The sequence below is a fragment of the Larkinella terrae genome, assembly GCF_009668025.1.
GTDB classification, from domain to species: Bacteria; Bacteroidota; Bacteroidia; order Cytophagales; family Spirosomataceae; genus Larkinella; species Larkinella terrae.
On the sequence record NZ_WJXZ01000014.1, the window covers coordinates 1,035,234 to 1,055,400 of the forward strand.

At 55.4% G+C, this 20,167-nt stretch carries 15 protein-coding genes; 1 reads left to right on the forward strand and 14 read right to left on the reverse strand.

The features are described 5' to 3' along the window. Window positions 1-7: 7 nt before the first annotated feature. From GJJ30_RS26010 to GJJ30_RS26075, 14 genes are all read right to left on the reverse strand, one after another. On the reverse strand, window positions 8-1,138 hold the full coding sequence (locus GJJ30_RS26010; RefSeq protein ID WP_170299277.1) for a mandelate racemase/muconate lactonizing enzyme family protein: 1,131 nt from the start codon (window positions 1,136-1,138) through the stop codon (window positions 8-10). Then, window positions 1,135-2,451, reverse strand: coding sequence for a sialidase family protein (locus tag GJJ30_RS26015; RefSeq protein ID WP_154178088.1), 1,317 nt, complete (start codon window positions 2,449-2,451; stop codon window positions 1,135-1,137). The genes GJJ30_RS26010 and GJJ30_RS26015 overlap by 4 nt, the downstream gene beginning before the upstream one ends. After that, window positions 2,441-3,394, reverse strand: a complete 954-nt coding sequence (locus GJJ30_RS26020) for a D-2-hydroxyacid dehydrogenase (protein WP_170299278.1) — start codon at window positions 3,392-3,394, stop codon at window positions 2,441-2,443. The genes GJJ30_RS26015 and GJJ30_RS26020 overlap by 11 nt, the downstream gene beginning before the upstream one ends. Next, the gene (locus GJJ30_RS26025; RefSeq protein ID WP_154178090.1) at window positions 3,384-4,379 is read right to left on the reverse strand and encodes a dihydrodipicolinate synthase family protein; all 996 of its coding nucleotides are present in this window, start codon (window positions 4,377-4,379) and stop codon (window positions 3,384-3,386) included. The genes GJJ30_RS26020 and GJJ30_RS26025 overlap by 11 nt, the downstream gene beginning before the upstream one ends. After that, complete coding sequence (locus GJJ30_RS26030) at window positions 4,376-5,137, reverse strand: phytanoyl-CoA dioxygenase family protein (RefSeq protein ID WP_154178091.1); 762 nt, start codon at window positions 5,135-5,137, stop codon at window positions 4,376-4,378. The genes GJJ30_RS26025 and GJJ30_RS26030 overlap by 4 nt, the downstream gene beginning before the upstream one ends. Before the next feature lie 11 nt (window positions 5,138-5,148). Further along, on the reverse strand, window positions 5,149-7,653 hold the full coding sequence (locus tag GJJ30_RS26035; protein ID WP_170299279.1) for a sodium:solute symporter family protein: 2,505 nt from the start codon (window positions 7,651-7,653) through the stop codon (window positions 5,149-5,151). A gap of 56 nt (window positions 7,654-7,709) precedes the next feature. Continuing rightward, a complete protein-coding gene (locus tag GJJ30_RS26040) occupies window positions 7,710-8,657 on the reverse strand; it encodes a dihydrodipicolinate synthase family protein (RefSeq protein WP_154178093.1) in 948 nt (315 codons plus the stop codon). Between the two features lie 28 nt (window positions 8,658-8,685). Next, on the reverse strand, window positions 8,686-9,789 hold the full coding sequence (locus GJJ30_RS26045) for a sialidase family protein (RefSeq protein WP_154178094.1): 1,104 nt from the start codon (window positions 9,787-9,789) through the stop codon (window positions 8,686-8,688). Between the two features lie 26 nt (window positions 9,790-9,815). After that, complete coding sequence (locus GJJ30_RS26050) at window positions 9,816-11,018, reverse strand: sialidase family protein (protein ID WP_154178095.1); 1,203 nt, start codon at window positions 11,016-11,018, stop codon at window positions 9,816-9,818. A gap of 122 nt (window positions 11,019-11,140) precedes the next feature. Continuing rightward, window positions 11,141-12,577: a RagB/SusD family nutrient uptake outer membrane protein gene (locus GJJ30_RS26055; RefSeq protein ID WP_154178096.1), complete on the reverse strand. Its 1,437-nt coding sequence runs from the start codon at window positions 12,575-12,577 to the stop codon at window positions 11,141-11,143. A 24-nt stretch (window positions 12,578-12,601) separates the two neighbouring features. Continuing rightward, window positions 12,602-15,958 (reverse strand): SusC/RagA family TonB-linked outer membrane protein, encoded by a 3,357-nt coding sequence (locus tag GJJ30_RS26060; RefSeq protein ID WP_154178097.1) that lies wholly within the window; start codon window positions 15,956-15,958, stop codon window positions 12,602-12,604. 242 nt (window positions 15,959-16,200) lie between these two features. Continuing rightward, entirely contained in the window at window positions 16,201-16,899 is a 699-nt protein-coding gene (locus tag GJJ30_RS26065; protein WP_154178098.1) for a FadR/GntR family transcriptional regulator, read from the reverse strand. Between the two features lie 141 nt (window positions 16,900-17,040). Continuing rightward, window positions 17,041-17,769: a LytR/AlgR family response regulator transcription factor gene (locus tag GJJ30_RS26070; protein WP_154178099.1), complete on the reverse strand. Its 729-nt coding sequence runs from the start codon at window positions 17,767-17,769 to the stop codon at window positions 17,041-17,043. Beyond that, a complete protein-coding gene (locus GJJ30_RS26075) occupies window positions 17,741-19,051 on the reverse strand; it encodes a sensor histidine kinase (protein WP_170299280.1) in 1,311 nt (436 codons plus the stop codon). Before GJJ30_RS26075 ends, GJJ30_RS26070 begins: the two co-directional genes overlap by 29 nt. A gap of 233 nt (window positions 19,052-19,284) precedes the next feature. On the opposite strand from GJJ30_RS26075, the gene GJJ30_RS26080 reads away from it, so the two are divergent. After that, a complete protein-coding gene (locus GJJ30_RS26080; RefSeq protein ID WP_154178101.1) occupies window positions 19,285-20,064 on the forward strand; it encodes a DoxX-related protein in 780 nt (259 codons plus the stop codon). Window positions 20,065-20,167: the final 103 nt, after the last annotated feature.

Sequence of the window (20,167 nt, forward strand, 5' to 3'; positions counted from 1 at the left end):
AAATGGCCTACCAACTGCGCCCTTTAATGACTTCGGCAGTGTGGTTGTCCAGCCAGTTCCAGTCCAGTTCGACACCCAGGCCCGGCCCGGTGGGGCAATGCTGGTAGCCATCCGGCCCGACTTCCAGCGGGTCGTTTTTGAGGCCAAACCGGAACATCGGGTGGTGGCTTTCCACAAACCGGGACAGCCGCGTGGCACAACCGACGTGCAGATTGGCGATGTCGAGCAGGGGGGCGGCTGCGGTGTGGATTTCCAGCTCAAAACCCATCATTTCGCACATGCCGAAGGCTTTCATAATGCCGGTAATGCCGCTTTTGTGGTGCACATCACCCCGGATAATGTCGATGGCGCCTTCGGCCATGTAGTGCGGCAATTCGAACAAACCCACGGTTTCGGCGGCCAAAACCGGGGTCCGGATGGCTTCCGCCAGTTTCTTCAATTGTAGAATATGGGCATCCGGGAACGGTTCTTCAAACCACTCGTACCGCAGCTCATCGAGTTCGTAGCCAATTTTCAGGGCATCTTCAAACGACAAAACCGCCGATGAATCCACCATCAACGGAAAGTCAGAACCAACGATATCGCGGGCCACGCGCAGCCGCGGAATGTCGAGCGCCGAACCGCCGGACAGTTGCAATTTGATCCCCCGAAAACCGTGTTCCTTTTTGAGCCGAACCTGCTCGGCTACTTCGTCCACCGTCGTAATCGTCTGGGGTGGACAGGTCGAATAAACCGGTACTTTGTCGCGGTATTGCCCCAGAAGTTTCGCAACCGGCAAACCGGCAACTTTTCCTTTGATGTCCCACAGCGCCACGTCCAGATTGCCCCAGATGGCTTCGCGGAAATTGTACAGATGCCGCTGTTTTTGCCGGAACGATTGCCAGATCGCTTCGTGATTCAGCGGGTCTTTCCCGACCAGATCGTGGTAATAAATGTCGTGAACAGCGTAGGCCGACGCCCGGCCCTGCCCAAGCGGGCAATAGTCCATCGTGTAGCCTTCCAGCCCCGGCTGGTCGGTGTGAAGAATTGTCAGCGGAAAGTCAAAATAGGGCGGATACCCGGGCGGAATCTTCCCCGCGCCGTACCAACGTTCCGATGACTGGCGAATCAGCCGGGTAGTAATCTCCGTGATAATCATAGTTTTAGCTGGGCTTTGGTGGGGCATTTGCCTAAATCCGCTTCCGGCACGCGCAGGTACAGCACCCGTTCCCAGCGGTGGGGAACAAACAGGTGCAACTGGCCGTTGTCGACGAACAGGTCGATGTAGGAACACTGGTAATTGCGGAACGGAGCCGCAAAACCTTCGCCCAGCGCATTGACGAACAGCAGCCGAGGTTCGCTCCAGGTTGCGCCTTCGTCGGTGGAAGTCGAAAACCAGACTTCCGAACGGTCCTGCATCTGCTTTTTGTCGTTGCCGTTCAGTTCGGGATTATTCGGGTTGCTGTGGCGGTTGTGGTGAAGCGCAATGAGTGTTTTGTTGTCCGATAAATGAAACAGCATCGGTGGCGCGTCGGGGTGAACCAACGGGGTCGGTTGGGGATAGGGCCAGGTCTGGCCGTCGTCGGTGCTGCGGCTGCTCCACAGGTGTCCTTCGGCGGTGCGCATCATAAAGAGAACGTTGTTGCCGCCGAGCGCAATCGGTCGGCCTTCGTCCATGCGGTTAAATCCTTTCGCGTGCCAGCCGCCGTGTCGTTTGCCCGGCAGCAGGGTCCAGGTCTGGCCCTTGTCGTCCGATCGCAGCAAATACAGCCGGGTCATGAGCGGTTTATACGACCAGTCACCTTCGTGCGTGCCCAGCAGCCAGGTGCCGTTAGCGGTTTCGGTCATCCGCATCACCGACATGCCGAGGTAGCCCGGATCATTTTTGGGACGAATCAGCCGGACTTCCGACCAGCTAATACCGTCGTTGTCGGAATACCGGTAGCCGATCGGCGCGTTTTCCTGCAGCCCATCCTCTCGGCTGTAGGTTCCCCACACGGGCTGCGTTCCGAAGGCGTAAATCCGGTTGGAACCCCTGGGAATGAAGGGGATAAAGCCGTGCTGATTGTAGTCGATATCAAAAGCAACGGTTGGCCCCTGCCAGGTTTTGCCCTTGTCTTTGGAACGATACGCCAGCATATCGTTCGTTTTGGTCTTTGCGTGACCGTAATGTCCGCCGTCGGGAAACATGAGCAGGTAATCGCCATTCGGGGTGACCGTCGCCCGCGTTTCGTACAAACCGCCCTGCCGGTTTCGGGCGCGGTGAATGATCTGTCCCTGCAGTGAGGGAAGGGTGGTGGCAATGCCCAGATCGGCCCGCACGGTGAGCGGTTTGGGCAACTGCGTGATCGCATAGTCGCGTCCGGCCAGATTGATTGATCTTGCCAGCGTGTCGGGCGACTGGGCGGCTGCGGGCAGAACGGCAGTTGCCAGCATCAGCAAACCTCCGATCAGGTTGGGTCTAGAGTACACGGTTTTCAAGGGATTGTTCGGTTAAATAAAGATTCAGGTTTCGGCAGACCAACTGGCAAAACCGGTCGGTATGGCCCGTAGACAAACCGGCGGAGTGTCCGGTAATTAGTACATTGTCGCCGAGCTTCCACAGCGGACTGTCTTCGGGCAGGGGTTCAACCGTCGTTACATCCAGACCGGCACCGGCGAGTTTATTGTCCCGCAGTAATTCAAAAAGCGCGGGTTCATCGATGGTCGTGCCGCGCGAAAGGTTGTAGAGATAAGCCGTCGGTTTGGCGCAGGTCAACACGTCCCGGCTGAACAGATTGATGTTTTCGACGCTGCCGGGCATCGTTAGAAAGATATGATCGGCCTGCTGAACAGCGGTTTTTAAATCCGCCAGCAACACCATTTCATGGACCGACTCGGATGGCTCACGCGGCCGTCGGACAATCGCTACGGTTTTCATTTCCAGTCCTTTGCACCGTTTCGCCAGTTCGGTTCCAATGTCGCCCAGGCCAACGATGAGTGCCGTTGATCCGGCAATCTCGGACGGATAGGGCAGGTGCCGCCGGAATTTTCGCTCGTCCTTGTCACGCACATGCGCAGGAATGCGCCGAACCAGCGCCATCATCATCCCGATCGCGTGCTCAGCGACGCCCACCGAATATTTACCCCGGCCGTTGCACAGCGCAATGCCGTGTTCTTCCAGGCCTTTGTTCTGGTAATCATCCCAACCCGACGAGCCGATTTGCAGAAATTTCACCGGCGTATCGATAAGCCAGTCGGCTTTGGGCCAGCCAACTGCCACTTCCGCATTTCGTAAAGCTGCGCGGTATTTCGTCTCGGGGGCATTTTGCGGTAAAACAACTAGTTCGGCGCGGTTGCCCACGGTTTGCTGAATGCGCTCAAGGTGGCTGGTGGTGAAGTCATCGACGGCGATGAGAATACGTTTAGGCGACATACGGAGGGCGGTTTTCATTCGTAGGAAAAAACTCCGGAATCAGGCGCTGGGCGGCTTCCCGAACGCGACCGGCTTCGCTTTCCGGAATAAACCGGTACGGCCAGCGCAGTCGACTCCCGACATTCGCCCAACCGCCGACCACCGCCAACATTTTATCACATGCCTGATTGGGAAACCGCTGGTCGTTGATGTACGGCGCGATGAATTCACTCATAAACTGCTGAATACGAGCCTCCCACGCCAGAGCGGCTGGCAGATCGGTTTGCATCCGATTGTACCAGTCCTGAGCGACTTTGGGATGCAGACAGGCTACGTTGGAGTAGGCTCCGTGCGCGCCTTCGCGGATGCCCGTCGCCAGAAAATGCCCCGGCACAAAAACGGAGAGATCGCTCATATGCTGCCGCATCTGCGTGTACCAATCGGCCGATCCGCCGGGCACTTTGACGCCAACCAATTGCGGAACGGCGATTTTCAGTCGCCCAAATTCTTCCGGCGACAAACGGATTTTGGCGTGGGGCGGGTTGTAAAGAACGAGTCGTACGGTTTCCGAAACGGCCGCCATTTTACGAAGAAAGGCGATTTGCTCCGCTTCGACGGTCGGAAACCAGTCGGGCAGAATCACCTGAACGGCGCCCGGTTCCCAGGGTAAACTGCGTTTCAGCCGCTCAAGCGACAAAATCGGACTCATGTGACTGACGCCAATCTGGAACGGCATTCCGGCCGCGTGACACTTTCGCGCCAGCAGTTCGTGAATCCGATCGAACTCGGTTTCGGTCTGGTTATAAAACTCACCCGCCGTGCCATTGGAATAAATACCGTCCACGCCAAAACCGATCAGCGCGTCGATTTCGTCCGCCAGTCGGGCAAAGTCAATGCGGTCGTCGTCGTTGATAGGCAGCATCAGTGTCGCCCAATTGCCCCGGATGTCGGCGGCTTCGAGCGGTTTTCCGGTTTTTCGTGGTGGGGCGGTTTGTTCCGGTATCATGCGTTTGGATCCGTTTTGGCGCGTTGTTCGGCGGCTAATTGCGCCTGATAAGCCCGTTTGCGAGTCACGTCTTCTTTGGCCCGATCGGCGTAATAAATAAAACCCAGTGCTTTCCGGGTCCGGTTTTCGCTCGAATTGCCGTCGGCGCGGTGAATGGTCAGTGAATGGTGCACCAGCAGGTCGCCGGCCTGGGTCGGGAAATACACTTCGTTTTCCAGATCTTCGGGCGTACCAAAGTCGGTCATGCCCTGCGAAAAGCCCAATACGCCAGTCCTGCCATGTGGACGCAACCCCCGAAGGTGCGAACCGCGCACGTAACGCACGCAGCCGTTTTCCTCATCCACCGGTTCCAGTGCCATCCACATTGTCATGGCCTCGTTGGGTTCCAGCATGAAATAAAAACCGTCCTGGTGCGCGGGCGTCGGTTTGCCAATTCGGGGCGGTTTGTTGAAATACTGCATGTTTTGACCGGTTACAGTATCGTCCAGTAAAACCGTTGCAAGTTGTTCAAACCGGCTCCCGAACATCATTCGGTGGAAAAAAAGGTCGTAACTGAACAGCGTCTGCAACTGCTTGAGCGTCGACGAATCGGCGCGGTCTTCGTAAAAAGCGTGTTCGGGCGGCATGGTTGGGACCACTTCCCGGATCAGTTTTTCCAGCTGCGCGTTGACTTCGTTCACCTCCCCGGGCGAGAGAAAACCGGGTAAAAACACGAAGCCGTCCCGTTGAAATGCCTGACGGAGTTTTTCGGAATCCATACGGTTTTTTTTTAGTCAGTGTTCCTATCCAACGAACTGAATAGCAGCCCAAACACCACGCAGCCGACGATGCCGATGCCGGGGTACAGAAAGAAATGTACCCAGCTATTCGCCTGAACGAAGTAGAGCAAAACCGCACTGAGCAGAAAACCAATGAGGAGCCCCCCGCTGGTAATTTTTCGGAAGAAAATGCCCGCGATGAACATCCCCGCCAGACAACCACCGAACATGCCGGTCAATTTCAGGTACTGATCCCAGATCGAATTATTTTGCAGATACACCAGCCAGACCGCAATGACGACGCCCGCCAGACCTAGCCCCAGCGTCGAAAACCGGGCAAACCGGAAGCGTTGCGGATCGGTGGCCCGGGGCCTGGCGAATTGGTAAAAATCCGTCGTCAGCACCGTTGCGATGGAATTCATGCCCGACGAGATCGTGGACATCGTAGCGGCAAACAGGCCCGCGATGACCAGTCCGCGCAACCCCACCGGAAGCTGGGTTGAAATGTAATACGGAAAAATGTCGTCGGTGCGGCCGGTAACGTTGAGCTGGCCGGGATTGTGGCTGAAAAAGACCCACAACGCGGTTCCGGCCATAAAAAAAATCAGCGTTGCGGGAATGGCCAGCAGCGCATTGGTCCAGATCGATTGGCGGGCTTCGGCCTCGGTCGCCGTGGTCAGGTAGCGTTGCACCACCACCTGATCGGAGGAATAGGTGGTGAGCTGCGAGAGAAAGTTTCCGACCAGCACCACCCACAAAACCGGTTCGGTGATGGCAAAACCAGGATTGACCAGGTTGAATTTTCCGGCCTCGTTGGCCTCCGCGATCATCGGACCAAAACCGCCGACCGAACGGGCCATGAAATAGAGGCTGAAAAACGCCCCGCCCAGCAACACGACGACCTGCATCACCTCCGTCCAGACGACGGCTTCGATACCGCCCGAAATGGTGTAAGCGGTTGTGATTAAACTGATTAAGCCAATGCAAAGCAGCAGGTTGATGCCCGTAACCGTGCTGAGGACCAGCGCGGGAAGATAAATGACGATGCCCAGCCGCCCGATCTGAAACAGCACAAATGTCAGGCTACCCAACAGTTTAACGCGTATGTCAAACCGCCTTTCCAGAAACTCGTAGACGCTCGTGATGTTGCTTTTTCGGTAGTACGGCAGGAAAAAATACACCACCACCGGCGCTACCAAAACGATGCAGACGTTCGCCAGAATGTAGGTCCAGTCGGTTGCGTAGGATTTGGCGGGAATAGCGATGAAGGTCAGGGCACTCAGTTTGGAACCGAAAATACTGAGTCCGGCGGCCCACCACGGAATGTTCCGGCCGCCCAGAAAAAAGTCGTCAGTGGACGCCTTCATTTTGCTGGCTACGTAGGTGCTGATGCCCACCACAAACAAAAAATAAAGCCCGACAACGCCCCAGTCGAGTCCGCCAAAAGTGCCGCTGCGCTGCGTGGTTTCTGCGGTTAAAATCCGGTTGGTCCGAACGCCGGGCCGCACTTCGCCACCGGGCAAAACCAGTTGGCCGTTCCAGACGACCAGCGGGGTGGTGACGGGTGCCCAGGTGCTGGCGGAGGGGTTGGCAACGGCATCCGGTTTTTTATCCACCGAAACCTGCCCTGCATTGGCCCAGGTGTTGGTCAGGGTGTGATAGGCCAGAATTTCGTTCCGAAAACCGGGGTGGTTTTCTTTCAGAATCAGGTTATCGGCGGCTTTACTGCCATCGTCACCGCCCATCACGAGCAGGTGCGCTTGCCCGGCGGCAAAAGCGGGCGACGGAGCCGCCACCGCCGGATAGGGCAGATCGGCAAGCTTCGACCAGGTGTTTTTGATAGGATTATAGCTGTAAGCATCGGCCAGATACGTCCGCCGAATACCGCCCGTTTTCGGATCATGGGCGACTTCCGTACCGCTGAACAGAAAGAATTTTCCGTCCTGCGCCCCCGCCACGGCCAGCATTCGGCCGGGCCCGGGCCAGCTTTCCAGCCGCTGCCATTGGGCATTCGGTTTGGATAAATCCAGCCGGAAAAAGAGCTTTTCGGCGGTGGTATCCGTTGGTGTTTCGATGCCGCCCGCTACGTACGCAAAACCATTCAGAACGGCGCCGGATGCGTTCGCCAGGGGCGTTGGGAGGGAAGATAGCAGCTTTTTGGTGACGGTTCCGTTTGCGTAATTCAGCAAAAAAACGTCGTCATAATGACGCTCGCCGTCCGCTCCGCCAATGAACAGAATGCCTTCCGGGGTAGTCAGCGAAACGCCGTAGCCCATTGGACGCGGTAGTTTGCCCACTTTTTTCCATTGCCCATCCGGTTTGTCGAGCGCGTAAATGTCGTCGTACCACGTCTTTTTGGTCGTCCCCCACGGCCCCACATTGTCGGGGAAATTCGCGCCACCGGCCACCAGCAGTGCGCCGTTGCTGACGCCCGCGTAGGAACCGGCAAAACCGATCGGGTCGGGCAGCGCGGGGAGCTGACTCCAGTTTAGCGAATTGGGCTGAGCGAGGCTCATTGTGGTCAGGAAAAGGAAGGTTAGGAATAGCCAGGGTGTTCGCATGAAAAAACCGGTTAGGAATTGGCCCCCAACACGGCCGTTGGCCGCTGGCTGGCAAGTTGCTGGAGAAAACCGATCTGCTCCAGTTCCGTTTTGAGTTGCGTATATTGACTGTTGGTGAGCTGCGTCAGGGGCAACCGGCAGGGGCCGAGGTCAAAGCCGAGCATGTGCATGATGGCCCGCTGCGCCGGAATGGGCGGATATTTGACGAAAACCCGAACCATATTGACCAGATTGAGCATCAATTGCTGCGCCCGTTCCTGCTGGCCCGAGCGGTAGGCCGCAATGACGTCGAGGTAGAGCGGAGCCGCAAAATTGTAGGTGCTGCCGATGGCCGCTTTCGCCCCGACACTCAGGGCGGGGAGCAGCATTTCGTCAAAACCGTACAGCACGTCAAACCGTCCCTGCGCGTAGTTCAGACACGCCTGGTATTCCCAGATGGTCGTGGCGGTATATTTGATGCCCTGCAAATTCGGAATAACCGCTTCACCCAGCCGCAAAAACTCCGTCATGTCCATGCCGACACCGGTGAGGGTGGGAATGTGGTAATAATAGAACGGAAAATCCGGTGCGGCCGACGCAATTTCGCTCATGCAATCGACCAGATTCTGCACCGACGACGGTTTGAAATAAAAAGCCGCCACCGACGAAGCCGCGTCCGCCCCAATGTCGCGGGCGTGGCGCATCAGTTCCTGGGATTCGCGGATACTGGAATGGCCAACGTGTACCCATATACGCAGTCGCCCCGCCGATGCCCGAACGAAGGCTTCGGCCACGGCTTTGCGCTCTTCCGACGTCATGTTGGGGCCTTCGCCGTTGCTGCCGCAGACAAACGCGCCGGTGACGCCGTCCGCAATCATTTTGTCAACCAGGGCTGGAATCAATGGCAGGTTCAGCGACCCGTCCGGGTGAAAAGGGGTAAACGGAGCCGTTAAAAGGCCCTCAGTTTTTTTTAAATTCATGGTCGATTATGGAAATATTATTATTCTACTAAAGCATTTTGTCAAACTCTTCGAGCTTAAAGCGCACGGAGACAACGGAATGCTTTTTCTTACCTGGTTCATATTTAATGTAGGTGGTAGCCACCAGCGTGCCATCCGGGAGTAATTCCAAACCCGGATATCCGCAATCCGGGCCCGCAAAATTATGTAACAACTTGATGCGGTATTGACCGGACAACCCATTTATGATATCCGAATAAGTGCCTACCCAAGCCACGAAATGGCCTTTTGTTGGACTGTTGGGAGCCATATCCCGGAATACCGAAACAAGTCGTCCATCCGGCAAATAGCGCACCATATGCCGATCACCAGTCAGGCCCCAGGGTGTTTCCACCGGCTTCGACCACGTTTTACCTTCATCATTCGAAACCATCATCAGGGACCGGCCTTTCCGCTGGTTTTCACGCATGATACACAGGAGTTCTTTGCCGTTTGGGGAGCGAAATACGGCGGGTTCACACGGCGAACGACCTTCCATTTCTCCCACCAGAACGGATTCTTCCCAGGTTACTCCGCCATCCTTTGAAATCGACTGCCAGATTTTTAAAGGGGAGCGGTCCTTGTCATCCGGGCCCCGGTGGTATAAGCCCAGGTAGTCGCCATTTTGCAACCTGACAATGCTTGAAAAAGCCATTACGCACGGTTTGCCCAGGCTTTTGAACGGTGTCCAGGTTTTCCCACCATCCTCACTCCAGGTTTGTGACATGCCCGGACGGGCGGCAAACACCATCAGGCGCGACTTTCCGTTCTTGTCTTCCAGGTTATAAATACTGGGGCAGTTAAAAACCGTACTCCAGTCGGCAGGCGTCGAAATCGCTTCCCACTTCAACCCGCCGTCCGTACTTTTTGCCAACGGGCCGCATTTTCCTCCATGATCAAATGACCACACACAAAACAGGGTTTTTCCATCCGGCATCAAAACCGTGGTTGGATGGCCCTGATAGGTTTCTTCCGTCCCTCTGGCAATCACGATATGCCGGTTTTTCTCGCTCGACACATCAAGAATCGGCAAATTCGGCTGATACGTTTGTGCATTGGTCGCTACGGAGAGACAGGCAGTGAGCGCAGCCAGTACCACTCTTTTTTTCAACATGGTTGGGTCAACTTGCATAATCTAAATCAGGGGATTTTCTTCGCTTCGGCCTGACCGTCCGTCAGCCAGGCGGTATTGAATTTTTTGAGCACGACGTGGTATTTCCAGGTTCCGCCCGCGTTCTGGCTGGTTTCGTACAGGCAATAGATGGTTCCGTCGGGACCAACGGCCAGGTCCGAATACCCCGCCGATTCCGGTTCCAGCACTTTTTTGACCGACCAGGTCTGGCCTTCGTCAAAACTGACTTTCGCCGTCAGGTTCTGCCGTTTGCGGAAATTATTGGCCGCTTTCAGCATCGTTGGGTCGGCCTGACTGTCGGGGTTGACAAACAGCAGGGCGGTTTTGTGGGCGCGGTCGCCCGGAATCCGGATCAGGCTCGCCATGCAAACCGGGTCGAACAGTTCATCGTCGAAAACCGGTTTGGTCCAGTTGGAAATGCCATCGGGGCTGTAGGCAACCAGCCGCTGGTGCGGGGCGGATTCGCTGCGGATGTTGAGCATCACGCGTCCATCCGTCAGTTCCACGGCCACATTTTCGCTCGGATTCACCACTTCGGACGAGTTATTCACCACAATAGCGCCCCGTTTCCAGCTTTTACCCAGGTCGTCGCTGTAAACCGTGGCCACGCATGACGGCCGATGATCCCCGCCGGGAATGCCCGGATTCGGTTCGCAGAGCCAGATCGGAATGACGATCCGGCCTTTGTTTTTGCCTTTTTCGAGCTGGATCGCGTGGCCGGGGCCGGGCGCCAGCACTTTCCAGTTGTATTCGGGCCGGAATTGCTCGAAGGCGTAGGTGATATCCGTCGGGGCCGTCCAGGTTTTGCCTTCGTCGGTGGATTTGATGTAATAGGCGTTGGCGTAATTCCGCTGATATAGCAGGTGAATGGTTTTGCCGTCGCGGTCGACAATCGGCGTGATGTTGCTGGTGGGCCGCTTCGCTTCGCGGGGCGCAATCACCACCGGTTCTTCCCAGGTTTTGCCACCGTCGGCGCTCCGGCGCATCAGCAGGTCGATGTCGGCCCAGTCGCCCGTATTGTTGACGCGCGCTTCGCAAAACGCCAGCAGCGTGCCTTTTTTGGTGCAGACCAGCGCCGGAATCCGCGTGGTGGCATAGGTGTTGGCAGGGTCAAAAACCGTTATTTTCTCCGGCGTCGATTGCGCTGATACCGAAAACGCGGTCAGCAAGCTGATAATCAGAAGGCAAAAGGAGAGGGTGTAGTTTTTCATAAACAAAGTGATTTTCAACTTTATAAAAGGCTTCCACTTGCCGCCCCTAAATCCCCTAAAGGGGACTTTAAAACGGGATTGTGCTTTGTCCAAGTCCCCTTTAGGGGATTTAGGGGCAAAATTTAGTATCCCTGCGTTTGTTTGATCTGATTGTTTAACGACAACACCCGCGTGGCAACTGGCCAGTAGAGGGGTACGGTTTTGCCTTTGAGGTTCGGGACGACCTGGTAGACGTCGATCGTGCCGCCTTTGTGGAAGCGCACCAGATCCCACCAGCGTTTGGATTCGTCGAACAGTTCGCGACCGCGCTCGTCCAGGATGGCTTTTTCGAGGGCGGTTTTTTCGGTTACCGTTACGTCGGGAATCCCGGCCCGCTTCCGAATTTTGTTCAGTTCCACCAGCGCATCCGCCGACCGACCGAGGGCGGCTAGGGCTTCGGCTTTCAGCAAAACGATGTCGGCGAAGCGGTACACAATCAGGTCGTCGTCGGCCACACGGTCGTCGGAATATTTGGTACCCCGGAATTTATTGGGCCAGGTATAAATCACTTTGCCGCCCTGCAACTCGTCGATGTACGTCGCCGGAATGCGTTTGTCCGTCGGATTGGCCGCAAAAAGCGCCTTCACTGCCGGGCTGGTGGCATAACCCGCCTGTGCGTAAAGTGGATCGTTGCTCAGCGGCAGATCGGCCGCGTTGTCGGCCTTGGCTGAATAGGTGTTCAGCGGAAGCGACGCGAACGCGTACATGCTGGGCGTTTCGGTGCGGTTGAAATACAGCGAAAAAATGATCTCATTGTTCAGGCGAACCGTAATGTCGCGGAAGTTGGGCAGCAGCGCTACGCCGGACTTTTCGACTTCGGCGATGGCCGCCAGAGCCGCCGTGAAATCCGGTTCGCCCCCGGCCAGCACCTTCGCCGACCACAGTTTGACATCCGCTTTGAGGGCATTGACCGCCGGTTTGGACAGGCGGTTTTTGCTGATAAATCCGGCTTCGGGAAACAGCGAAATCGCCATATCGATGTCCGAATTGATCTGCTTGAAGACGTCGGCCACCGGCGAGCGGGCCGTGAGCGGCACGTTTTCGTCGACAATCGGGTTGAGCATGATTGGCAAATCGCCCCAGATTTTGGCCATGTAAAAATACATGGACGCCCGCAGCGCCAGGGCTTCGGCCTTGATGCGGTTTTTGGTCGCGGGCGTCGCAAAGGTAAATCCTTCGATCTGGCTCAGGAGCAGATTGATGTGGCCGATGGTGCCGTAATACGACGTCCAGTCGCGGGCATTTTCGGGCGTGAGCACCTGCGCCCAGTAGACCGACAGCCGGGAATTAACGCCCGAGACGAACGAATCGCTGCGGTCTTCGCCAAACGACAAATCGTTCATCTGCGTGCGAAAACTGCTGTAAACGCCGTTCAGGTACGCCGTGTAATCGTCTTCGCTCTGCCAGAACACCTGATTCGTGATTTGCGAGCGGGGCGTTACTTCCAGAATTTCCTTGCAGGAGGTGCTGACGCTCACCAACAGGGCCAGCAAGGGTATGGTTAGTTTTATCTTTTTCATAAATGTCGGATCGTGAATGAACAATCAAAACCGGATGGTGGCGCCGAGCGTGAACTGGCGGGGACGCGGATAGGCACCTTCGTCAAAACCCTTGTAAACTTCCGGGTTCAGGCCCTTGTAAGCGGTCAGATACCCCAGATTGTAAACGCCCGCATTCAACTGGATCGATCCGGCGGAAATTTTACGACTGATCAACTGCGGCACCTGATACGACAGCGACAGTTCGCGGAACGCCAGAAAATCGCCTTTGGAATAGTAAATCGAGTTGTCCACGCCGTAGGAATCGTCCAGCCCGACGCCGGTGTAACCCGTTACAAAACGGAGGTGGTTTTTGTAGCCCACGTCGGCATCGCCCATGCTGAACCGCGGGTACAATTTGCCGACATCGCCCGAATTCATCCAGACATCCGGCCCCAGGGCTTCGGCGGGTGCGCCTTCGTTAAACGCCCGGCCCTGACCCATCGCCCGCGCCAAGGCGCCGTTGCTGATCACGTGCCCCATCGCATAATCCATCGTAAACCGCAGCGTTAATCCTTTGAACGAGAAGGTGTTCTGCATACCGCCAATTTTGTCGGGCACCCGATACCCCATGAAAACGAGGTCTTTGTTATCGATAATTTTGTCGCCGTTCAGGTCGGCCCAGTTCACATCGCCACCGTGCTTGGGCTTGTTCAGGTTGCCCGCCGTCACCTGAAGGTCGTTGGGTGCGCCTTTGGCCGCTTCGTCGGTGGCAAAAATCCCGTTCGACTGCCAGGCCCACAGCCCCAGCGGACGTTCCCCTTCGGCATAACCGCCCACTTCGATCTCCTTGCCGGAAGCCGGATCGAAGACAAGCCCGCCGTTGATGCGGTTTTTGGCCCGGCCGTTGGTGGGCAGTTTCACCACCGTGGTTCGGTTGAAGGCAAAAGAAAAATTGGTGTTCCAGGCAAACTTCCCGATTTTCAGAACGGTTGCGTTTAACTCGACTTCCAGACCGCGGTTGCGCAACTGGCCGATGTTGTATTTAATGCTCGTGAAACCCGACTCGGAAGGCAGCGGCAAATTGTCCAAACGGTTGCGCGTCAGTTTGTTATACACATCAACCAGCAGGTTGACGCGGCCGTTGAAAAGCCCGATGTCGACCCCGCCATCGACGGTTTCGGTGGTTTCCCACAACAGGTTCGGGTTGGCCAGGTTACTCCGCAAAATACCAGCGCCGGTCGCGTAAGCCGTTGACCCATAGCCGCCATAGGTGTCTGTATACCCCAAACTATTCAAACCCGCCTGCCCGTAACTGCCCCGGATTTTAAACTGATTCACGAATTTGACTTTCCAGAATTCTTCCCGGTGGATGTTCCAGCCCGCCGAAACCGAGGGAAATAGCGCATATTGGTTGTTGGGCGCGAAATTGGAAAAACCGTCGTAGCGCAGGGAAGCCCCAACGAGGTATTTTCCGTCGAAATCGTAGTTAACCTGCCCGAAATAGCTGGCGGTTTTGGTTTCGTTCAGCGTAGATGTCACGCTCTGGTTCGGCTGAACCGTGCCGTTGATGAGCGTGCTGATCGGGTCGCCGGAGAACGTGAACAGATAATCCGTCGCGGCCCGTTGTCCGGCACCCTGCAGCGTAAAAAAGGTGTTGCGGGTGAAGTTAAAACCGGCCAGCGCCGTCAGGTTGTGGCGTGTGGCAAACGTGCGGTCGAACTGCAGAATGTGGTCCGTCATGATCTGCCGGTTGTTGTTGAGCGTCTCGCTCTTGTCGCGCGGCCGGGCCTGCTGGGCAAAGAATTTCTCGAAATACAGGTTCTGCGAATTGTCGAAATAAATAGACATCGAAGGCCGGTAATGCAGTCCCGGAATGATTTCGTAATCGCCCGCAACCCGAATGGTGGTTTGGTCGGTATTCGCTTTGCGATCCTGGTAATACAGCTCATGCAGGCGGTTGCGGACGGTCAGGTTCTCGCCGAATTGCGGTTTTCCGTCGTCGTTGTAGAGCCGAAGCAGGTCCGGAATGCGGGTCGAGCGCGTCAGCGTGGCCTGCGAGTTGTCGATGTATTTGTTGTCGTTCCAGAGGTAGGACAGGTTCAGGTCCAGTCGGAATTTATCGCTCACTTTGTAGCCCGTGTTCAGCAAACCGCTGAGCCGTTTGTAGCCCGTTCCCAGAAAAACCCCACCCTGATCGACGTAGCCGAACGACAGGTTGTAGTTGGCGCGTTCGGTGCCGCCGTCCACACTCACGTTGTAGTTTTTGGTTTGGGCCATATTCCACAGCACGTCCTGATAATGCGTGTCTTTGAAAATGATCGTTTTGCCAGGATTGACCGGATCGTCGATGGTTTCCCAGCCATTTTTCAGCAGGTTGTCTACGTACGGCTGTCCTTCGACGGCCACCAGATTGTCCACGTACGCGGGCGTCCATTTGGCGTAACCGTATTGCCCGGCGGCCGTGTAGGTCGGCACCGTCGCAGAATTTCCGGCCACGTAAAGCCGCTGGTTGATGTCGAAATTGTCGATGCCCCGCGCCCAGGTTTTGCGGGCGAGTACGAGGTAGTCTCTGGCACTGAGGTAGTTGTACTGCCGGGCCTGGGTTTCAAAACCGTGCTGGTACCGAAACGTCACGTTCGCTTTTCCGGTCGATCCTTTCCCGGTTTTTGTCTTGATGACAATAACGCCGTTGGCACCCCGCGCGCCGTAAACCGCCGTTGAAGCGGCATCTTTCAGGACCTGCAACGACTCGATGTCGTCGGGATTGACGTCGTTGAAGCGCCGGAAAACGCCATCGATGATGACCAGCGGGCCGCTGTCTTCGCGGTTTTGAACTTCGCGACCACTGCCGTTGGCGCTGCCCGTTCCGTAGGGATTCAGGGTGGTTCCGCCCCGGATCACGACGCTGGCACTAGCGCCGGGCTGCCCCGTCAAAACCGGAACCGAAACCCCCGCCATCTTGCCCTGAAGCGCCTGAACGGGGCTGACGGAGGGGATGTTGCGCAGTTCTTTGGAATCCAGTTTAGTGACCGAAGCCGTCGTTTTTGCCCGGGATTGTTCGGCGTAGCCCACCACCACGACCTCATTGAGCGATTTGGAGTCGGTTATCAGCTTGATATCCAGCTGCGAACGGCCGCCGACGGTTATCTCCTGGCTGATGTAACCGATAAAGGAAATGACCAGCGTACTGTTGCGGTCCGGCACTGCCAGACTATACTGGCCATCGACATCCGTAGTGGTTCCTTTGTTGGTGCCTTTCAGCAGGATGCTGACGCCGGGCAGCGCTTCACCGGCATCCGACGTTATTTTTCCTTGAACGGTTTGCGCGGTTTGGCTAAACACGCTTGGGCTGGCAACCAAAAGGAACAGGAACCAGATGGCAAGAGCACCTACCCGGTTTTTGTGTAGTCCTGTAATCATTTAGGGTTCTGAATTTTGAGAAATTATGAATATGTAGTACATAATTACTTTTTTCTTTTCCTCCTGTCAAGTATTTGCGTGAAATTTTTTATACTATATGGTTGAATAATTACATTATGAATAGAAATAAAAAAAGATGCCCTCATCAGGCATCCGGATATATACTTCATACTATAGTAAAACCCCACGGTTTTTGGGCGCGGGGTTTTGTATTATTCGGTGAATTAGTTTTTTGTGCGAAGTTAGAGAAACAGGAAATGCGGATCGAGGTGTTTTTTCATGGCTTCCCGAAAACTGGTGGGATCGCCGTGGCGGAGGATTGCCAGCAGACCGGCGTGGGAAACCGCACCGACGGCGGTTTGTCCGTCCGGACCGGCTTCATTTTCGATGATGTACTGAAACATCGGAACCAGCAACTTCTGAAACCGCCGAAGCGTTTCGTTGCCCGTCATGCGGTAAAGTGTGCTGTGAAACCGGATGTCGCACTCGACGCGTTCGGCGTGCGAAGCAGCTTTCAGTTCGTCTTCCACAATTTGTTGAAGAATCTGTAAATCAGTTTCTTTACGACGCAAGAATAGCAAATCACCCATGCCAATTTCCAATACCAACCGGAGCTCGAAAAGCTGTTTCATAACACCTTTCCCCAGTAATTGCGGATCGAGTAAGCGTTCCAGGCCGCTCAGCACATCGGGTTCGGCCAGAATCATGCCCCGGCGCTTTTTGGTTTCAATCATGCCCAGCATCCGCAAACGGCTCAGGGCTTCCCGTACCACGTTTCGGCTCACCTGAAGGGCTTCGGCCAGTTCCACTTCTTTGGGCAGTGCGTCGCCGGGCGAAAAGCCTTTATCCCGAAAATAGGTTCGTAATTTCTCCTCAACGACATCCGCCATTGTGGTCGACAGAATTGGCTCTATCTCAGGAAAGGCATTCGGTACGGTCATGTAAGCTTACGTATAAAACTCTCTGATTCGATTCTTAGCAAAGATAGCAGGAAAATAGATAAGTAGTACATATAGGCAGTGACTGGTAAAGATTACCTGTTTTTTGAGTCGATGTACTTCAATACGGTGTTTTTGAAAGAATTACGAATTGCCCGACCGCATCAGATCGCGTACCTGCAGGTGATCAAAAACCTGCTGTTTGTAGTGACGGCCAATCGGCAGCGTTTGACCGGGCACTTCGATGCGGGATTCGGTCAGCGAGATAATCTTGGTTTTGGCGACGATAAACGAGCGGTGAATCCGCAGAAACTGCTCCCGGGGTAGGAGCTCTTCGTAATAACCCAGCGTCTGCCGGGTAACAACCTGCTGCTTCAAGGTGCTGATTTTCACGTAGTCCCGCAAACTTTCCAGCGCGACAATATCCCGCAGTGCGATGCGAAAAAGCTGGCGATCTTCCTTGACAAAAAGGAACGGCTCTTCGTCGGTCGCCGGGGCCGTAACGGGCGGAGCGGCCGGTTGCTGCGTAAAAACCTTGCCGACGGCTTTCATAAACCGCTCGAACGGAATGGGTTTGATAAGGTAATCCAGCACGTCGAGCTCGTAGCCGTCCAGCGCGTATTCCCGGTAGGCGGAGGTGATGATCGTTTTGGGTGGATTGGGCAGCGTTCGAAGCAGTTCGAGACCCGAAAGTTGCGGCATCTGAATATCCAGAAACAGCAAATCGACCGGTTTGCTTTGCAGCACACTGAACGCATCGACCGCCGACCGGCACCGTCCCACCAGGTCGAGCGCTTCGACCTGATGTACGTACGCGGCCAGAATGTCGAGCGCGATGGGCTCGTCATCCACCAGCAAACACTTGATCTTCATGGGTGGGCGTGCGTTTAGAATCCGTTTCGGTAAGTTCGAGCGTCAGGGTAATCAGGTAGGTTCCCGCGCCGTTCAACTGGCGGAGCTGATGCCGACCGGGATAAAGCAATTGCAACCGCTTGATTACATTCGGTAACCCCAATCCGTTCGTCGGTGGGCTGTCGGAACCTTCCGGCTTGCTGTTTTCGACCTTGAAAACCAGCTCGCTGGCGTTGGCGGTCAGCTGAATCTGGAGCCAGGCGTCGTCGAGTTGCTGGCTGATGCCATGCTTGAAAGCGTTTTCGACGAACGGCAGCAAAATCAGCGGAGCAATCTGGAAGGAATCGGTATTTCCGCTTACCTGAAACGACAGATGCACCTGTTTTCCGTAGCGAATCCGCTCCAGCGCGAGGTAATTTTGCAAATAATCGACCTCTTTCCGCAGCGGCACCAGCGGCATGTTGCCTTCGTAGAGCATGTACTGCATCAACTGGGACAACCGCAGAACCACCTCGCCCGCCTTTTGGGGGTCCTGACGGGTTAAACCGTAGAGATTGTTGAGGGTATTGAACAAAAAATGCGGATGAATCTGATCTTTCAGGGATTTCAACTCCACGTTCTGGTTGGCAATCACCAGTTGTTGATTCAGTTGCTGCTGACGAAAACCGTACCGGATCATGTGAAAACCGATGAGTAAACCGCTGGTACACAGGAGATAAAACGCACAAAGCAGCATCTTGCCCACGTCCAGCGGATCTTCCTGCGCCAGCCGGGCGGGTTCGAACGGCACCAGATACAGGTAATACGAACCTTCCCAATACAGCACACCGCCAATCAGTAAAGCAATGAATGTCAGCAGACTAAACCGGACGTATTGCCGGGTCAGGAGGTAAGCCGGAATCAGCCAGTAGAGCATTACGTAGGTAAACAGGAGTTGGGCGGGCAACTGCGCCAGGGCCGACCGCAGATTGGCGAGGTGGTGGTTTTCAAATTTGTCCAGCGCCAGCACCTGCACCACCAGATAGCATAGCCAGGCCACGCAATGGATCACAATTTCCCGAAAAACCGGTGGCCGAAAACGAAGCATCTTGACTGAAAACAATTCGCCCAAAAGTACCGAAAAAGTCGCTAAAAAGTTGACCCGGTTTTTGCGTCCACGGTCGTCGCGGACGAACTGCCGATAGCTCCTGACGAAGATGCGCTTTCCGGCGATGAACGACCTTCGTGAAGCCCGGATCGCTGTTTGCCCGGTGCGGTCCGGCGTCTGTCGCGGAGGCTTGGTCTTTTGGTCTAACGCGTTCATATTTACCACCATCCGGCGGAAGAAGGCAGTTTCCAACCGACACCTATGTGATGAAAAACCGTATGCTACTCCTGCTGTTCTATGGCCTGCTTGTATGGGGACAAGGGGCCATAGCGCAGGACAACCCATCCGGTTTTTATTTCAGATAAGACCGGACCCGTGTGCGCATTCCATTCCTGTTTCAATCCTATCGGATCATCGTGAAAAAATCGCTTGTTCAAAACAGAATAATCATGCAAAGACTCTTTACGGTTGGCCGGATTTTGTACGCCATTGCGATCCTGTCGCTTGGGCTAGAACACCTGATTTGGGGCAATTTTCCGATTGCCCTGCTGCCGTTTCCGGCCAAATTTCCGGGCCGGTTTGTCGTCGTGCTGGCGATGGGCATTGCCTTCGTACTGGCGGGCATCGGGCTGGGAAGTCTGCGGTTGGCCCGGCAGGCGGCTCTGTGGCTGGGAGTCCTTTTCCTGTTGCTGGTTTTCTATCCGCACCTCCCGATTCTGGTGACGAATATTTACAACGGTGGTGCCTGGACGGTTTTGACCGAACTGACGGCCCTGAGTGGAGGAGCTTTTTACCTGTCGGGTACCTTATCACAATCCCTGAAAAACCGCTTCGATCCAGCGGTTTTTGGCCGGATTCTCTTTGCGGTTTCGCTGCTGATTTTTGCCATTCAGCACTTTATGTACGCCCAATATATCTCGACGCTGATTCCGGCCTGGATTCCGGCCCGGCTGTTCTGGGCGTATTTTGTGGGCGTCGCGTTTGCCGGAACGGCGGTCAGCTTGTTGCTGAACCGGCAACTGAAACTCACCACCGGCCTGTTGGGACTGATGTTTTTCCTGTGGGTCATCTTGCTGCACACGCCCCGGACGATGGCCCATCCGCAAAGCGAACCTGAATGGACGAGCCTGTTTATCGCCCTGGCAATGAGCGGTATTTCGTTCGCCTTTGCCGGTTTTGAAGAGCAGAAAGTCGCGGCTTTTCGTACCAATCCGCTGGCGTCTTATTGAAGAATAATTCCCGCAGATCGTTTTTTGAATAACCAGCTCGACCGTCCATTTCAAGGCCGGAAAGTCACGCATCAGGTTTAGAAAGCCACTGTTCATCCCGGTT

Excerpts from the sequence above, each read along its gene's own strand:
- GJJ30_RS26010 (WP_170299277.1), bottom strand. The coding sequence starts at position 1,138 with ATGATTATCACGGAGATTACTACCCGGCTGATTCGCCAGTCATCGGAA.
- GJJ30_RS26020 (WP_170299278.1), bottom strand. The coding sequence starts at position 3,394 with ATGTCGCCTAAACGTATTCTCATCGCCGTCGATGACTTCACCACCAGC.
- GJJ30_RS26025 (WP_154178090.1), bottom strand. The coding sequence starts at position 4,379 with ATGATACCGGAACAAACCGCCCCACCACGAAAAACCGGAAAACCGCTC.
- GJJ30_RS26030 (WP_154178091.1), bottom strand. The coding sequence starts at position 5,137 with ATGGATTCCGAAAAACTCCGTCAGGCATTTCAACGGGACGGCTTCGTG.
- GJJ30_RS26035 (WP_170299279.1), bottom strand. The coding sequence starts at position 7,653 with ATGAGCCTCGCTCAGCCCAATTCGCTAAACTGGAGTCAGCTCCCCGCG.
- GJJ30_RS26040 (WP_154178093.1), bottom strand. The coding sequence starts at position 8,657 with ATGAATTTAAAAAAAACTGAGGGCCTTTTAACGGCTCCGTTTACCCCT.
- GJJ30_RS26045 (WP_154178094.1), bottom strand. The coding sequence starts at position 9,789 with ATGTTGAAAAAAAGAGTGGTACTGGCTGCGCTCACTGCCTGTCTCTCC.
- GJJ30_RS26050 (WP_154178095.1), bottom strand. The coding sequence starts at position 11,018 with ATGAAAAACTACACCCTCTCCTTTTGCCTTCTGATTATCAGCTTGCTG.
- GJJ30_RS26055 (WP_154178096.1), bottom strand. The coding sequence starts at position 12,577 with ATGAAAAAGATAAAACTAACCATACCCTTGCTGGCCCTGTTGGTGAGC.
- GJJ30_RS26060 (WP_154178097.1), bottom strand. The coding sequence starts at position 15,958 with ATGATTACAGGACTACACAAAAACCGGGTAGGTGCTCTTGCCATCTGG.
- GJJ30_RS26065 (WP_154178098.1), bottom strand. The coding sequence starts at position 16,899 with ATGACCGTACCGAATGCCTTTCCTGAGATAGAGCCAATTCTGTCGACC.
- GJJ30_RS26070 (WP_154178099.1), bottom strand. The coding sequence starts at position 17,769 with ATGAAGATCAAGTGTTTGCTGGTGGATGACGAGCCCATCGCGCTCGAC.
- GJJ30_RS26075 (WP_170299280.1), bottom strand. The coding sequence starts at position 19,051 with ATGAACGCGTTAGACCAAAAGACCAAGCCTCCGCGACAGACGCCGGAC.
- GJJ30_RS26080 (WP_154178101.1), top strand. The coding sequence starts at position 19,285 with ATGCAAAGACTCTTTACGGTTGGCCGGATTTTGTACGCCATTGCGATC.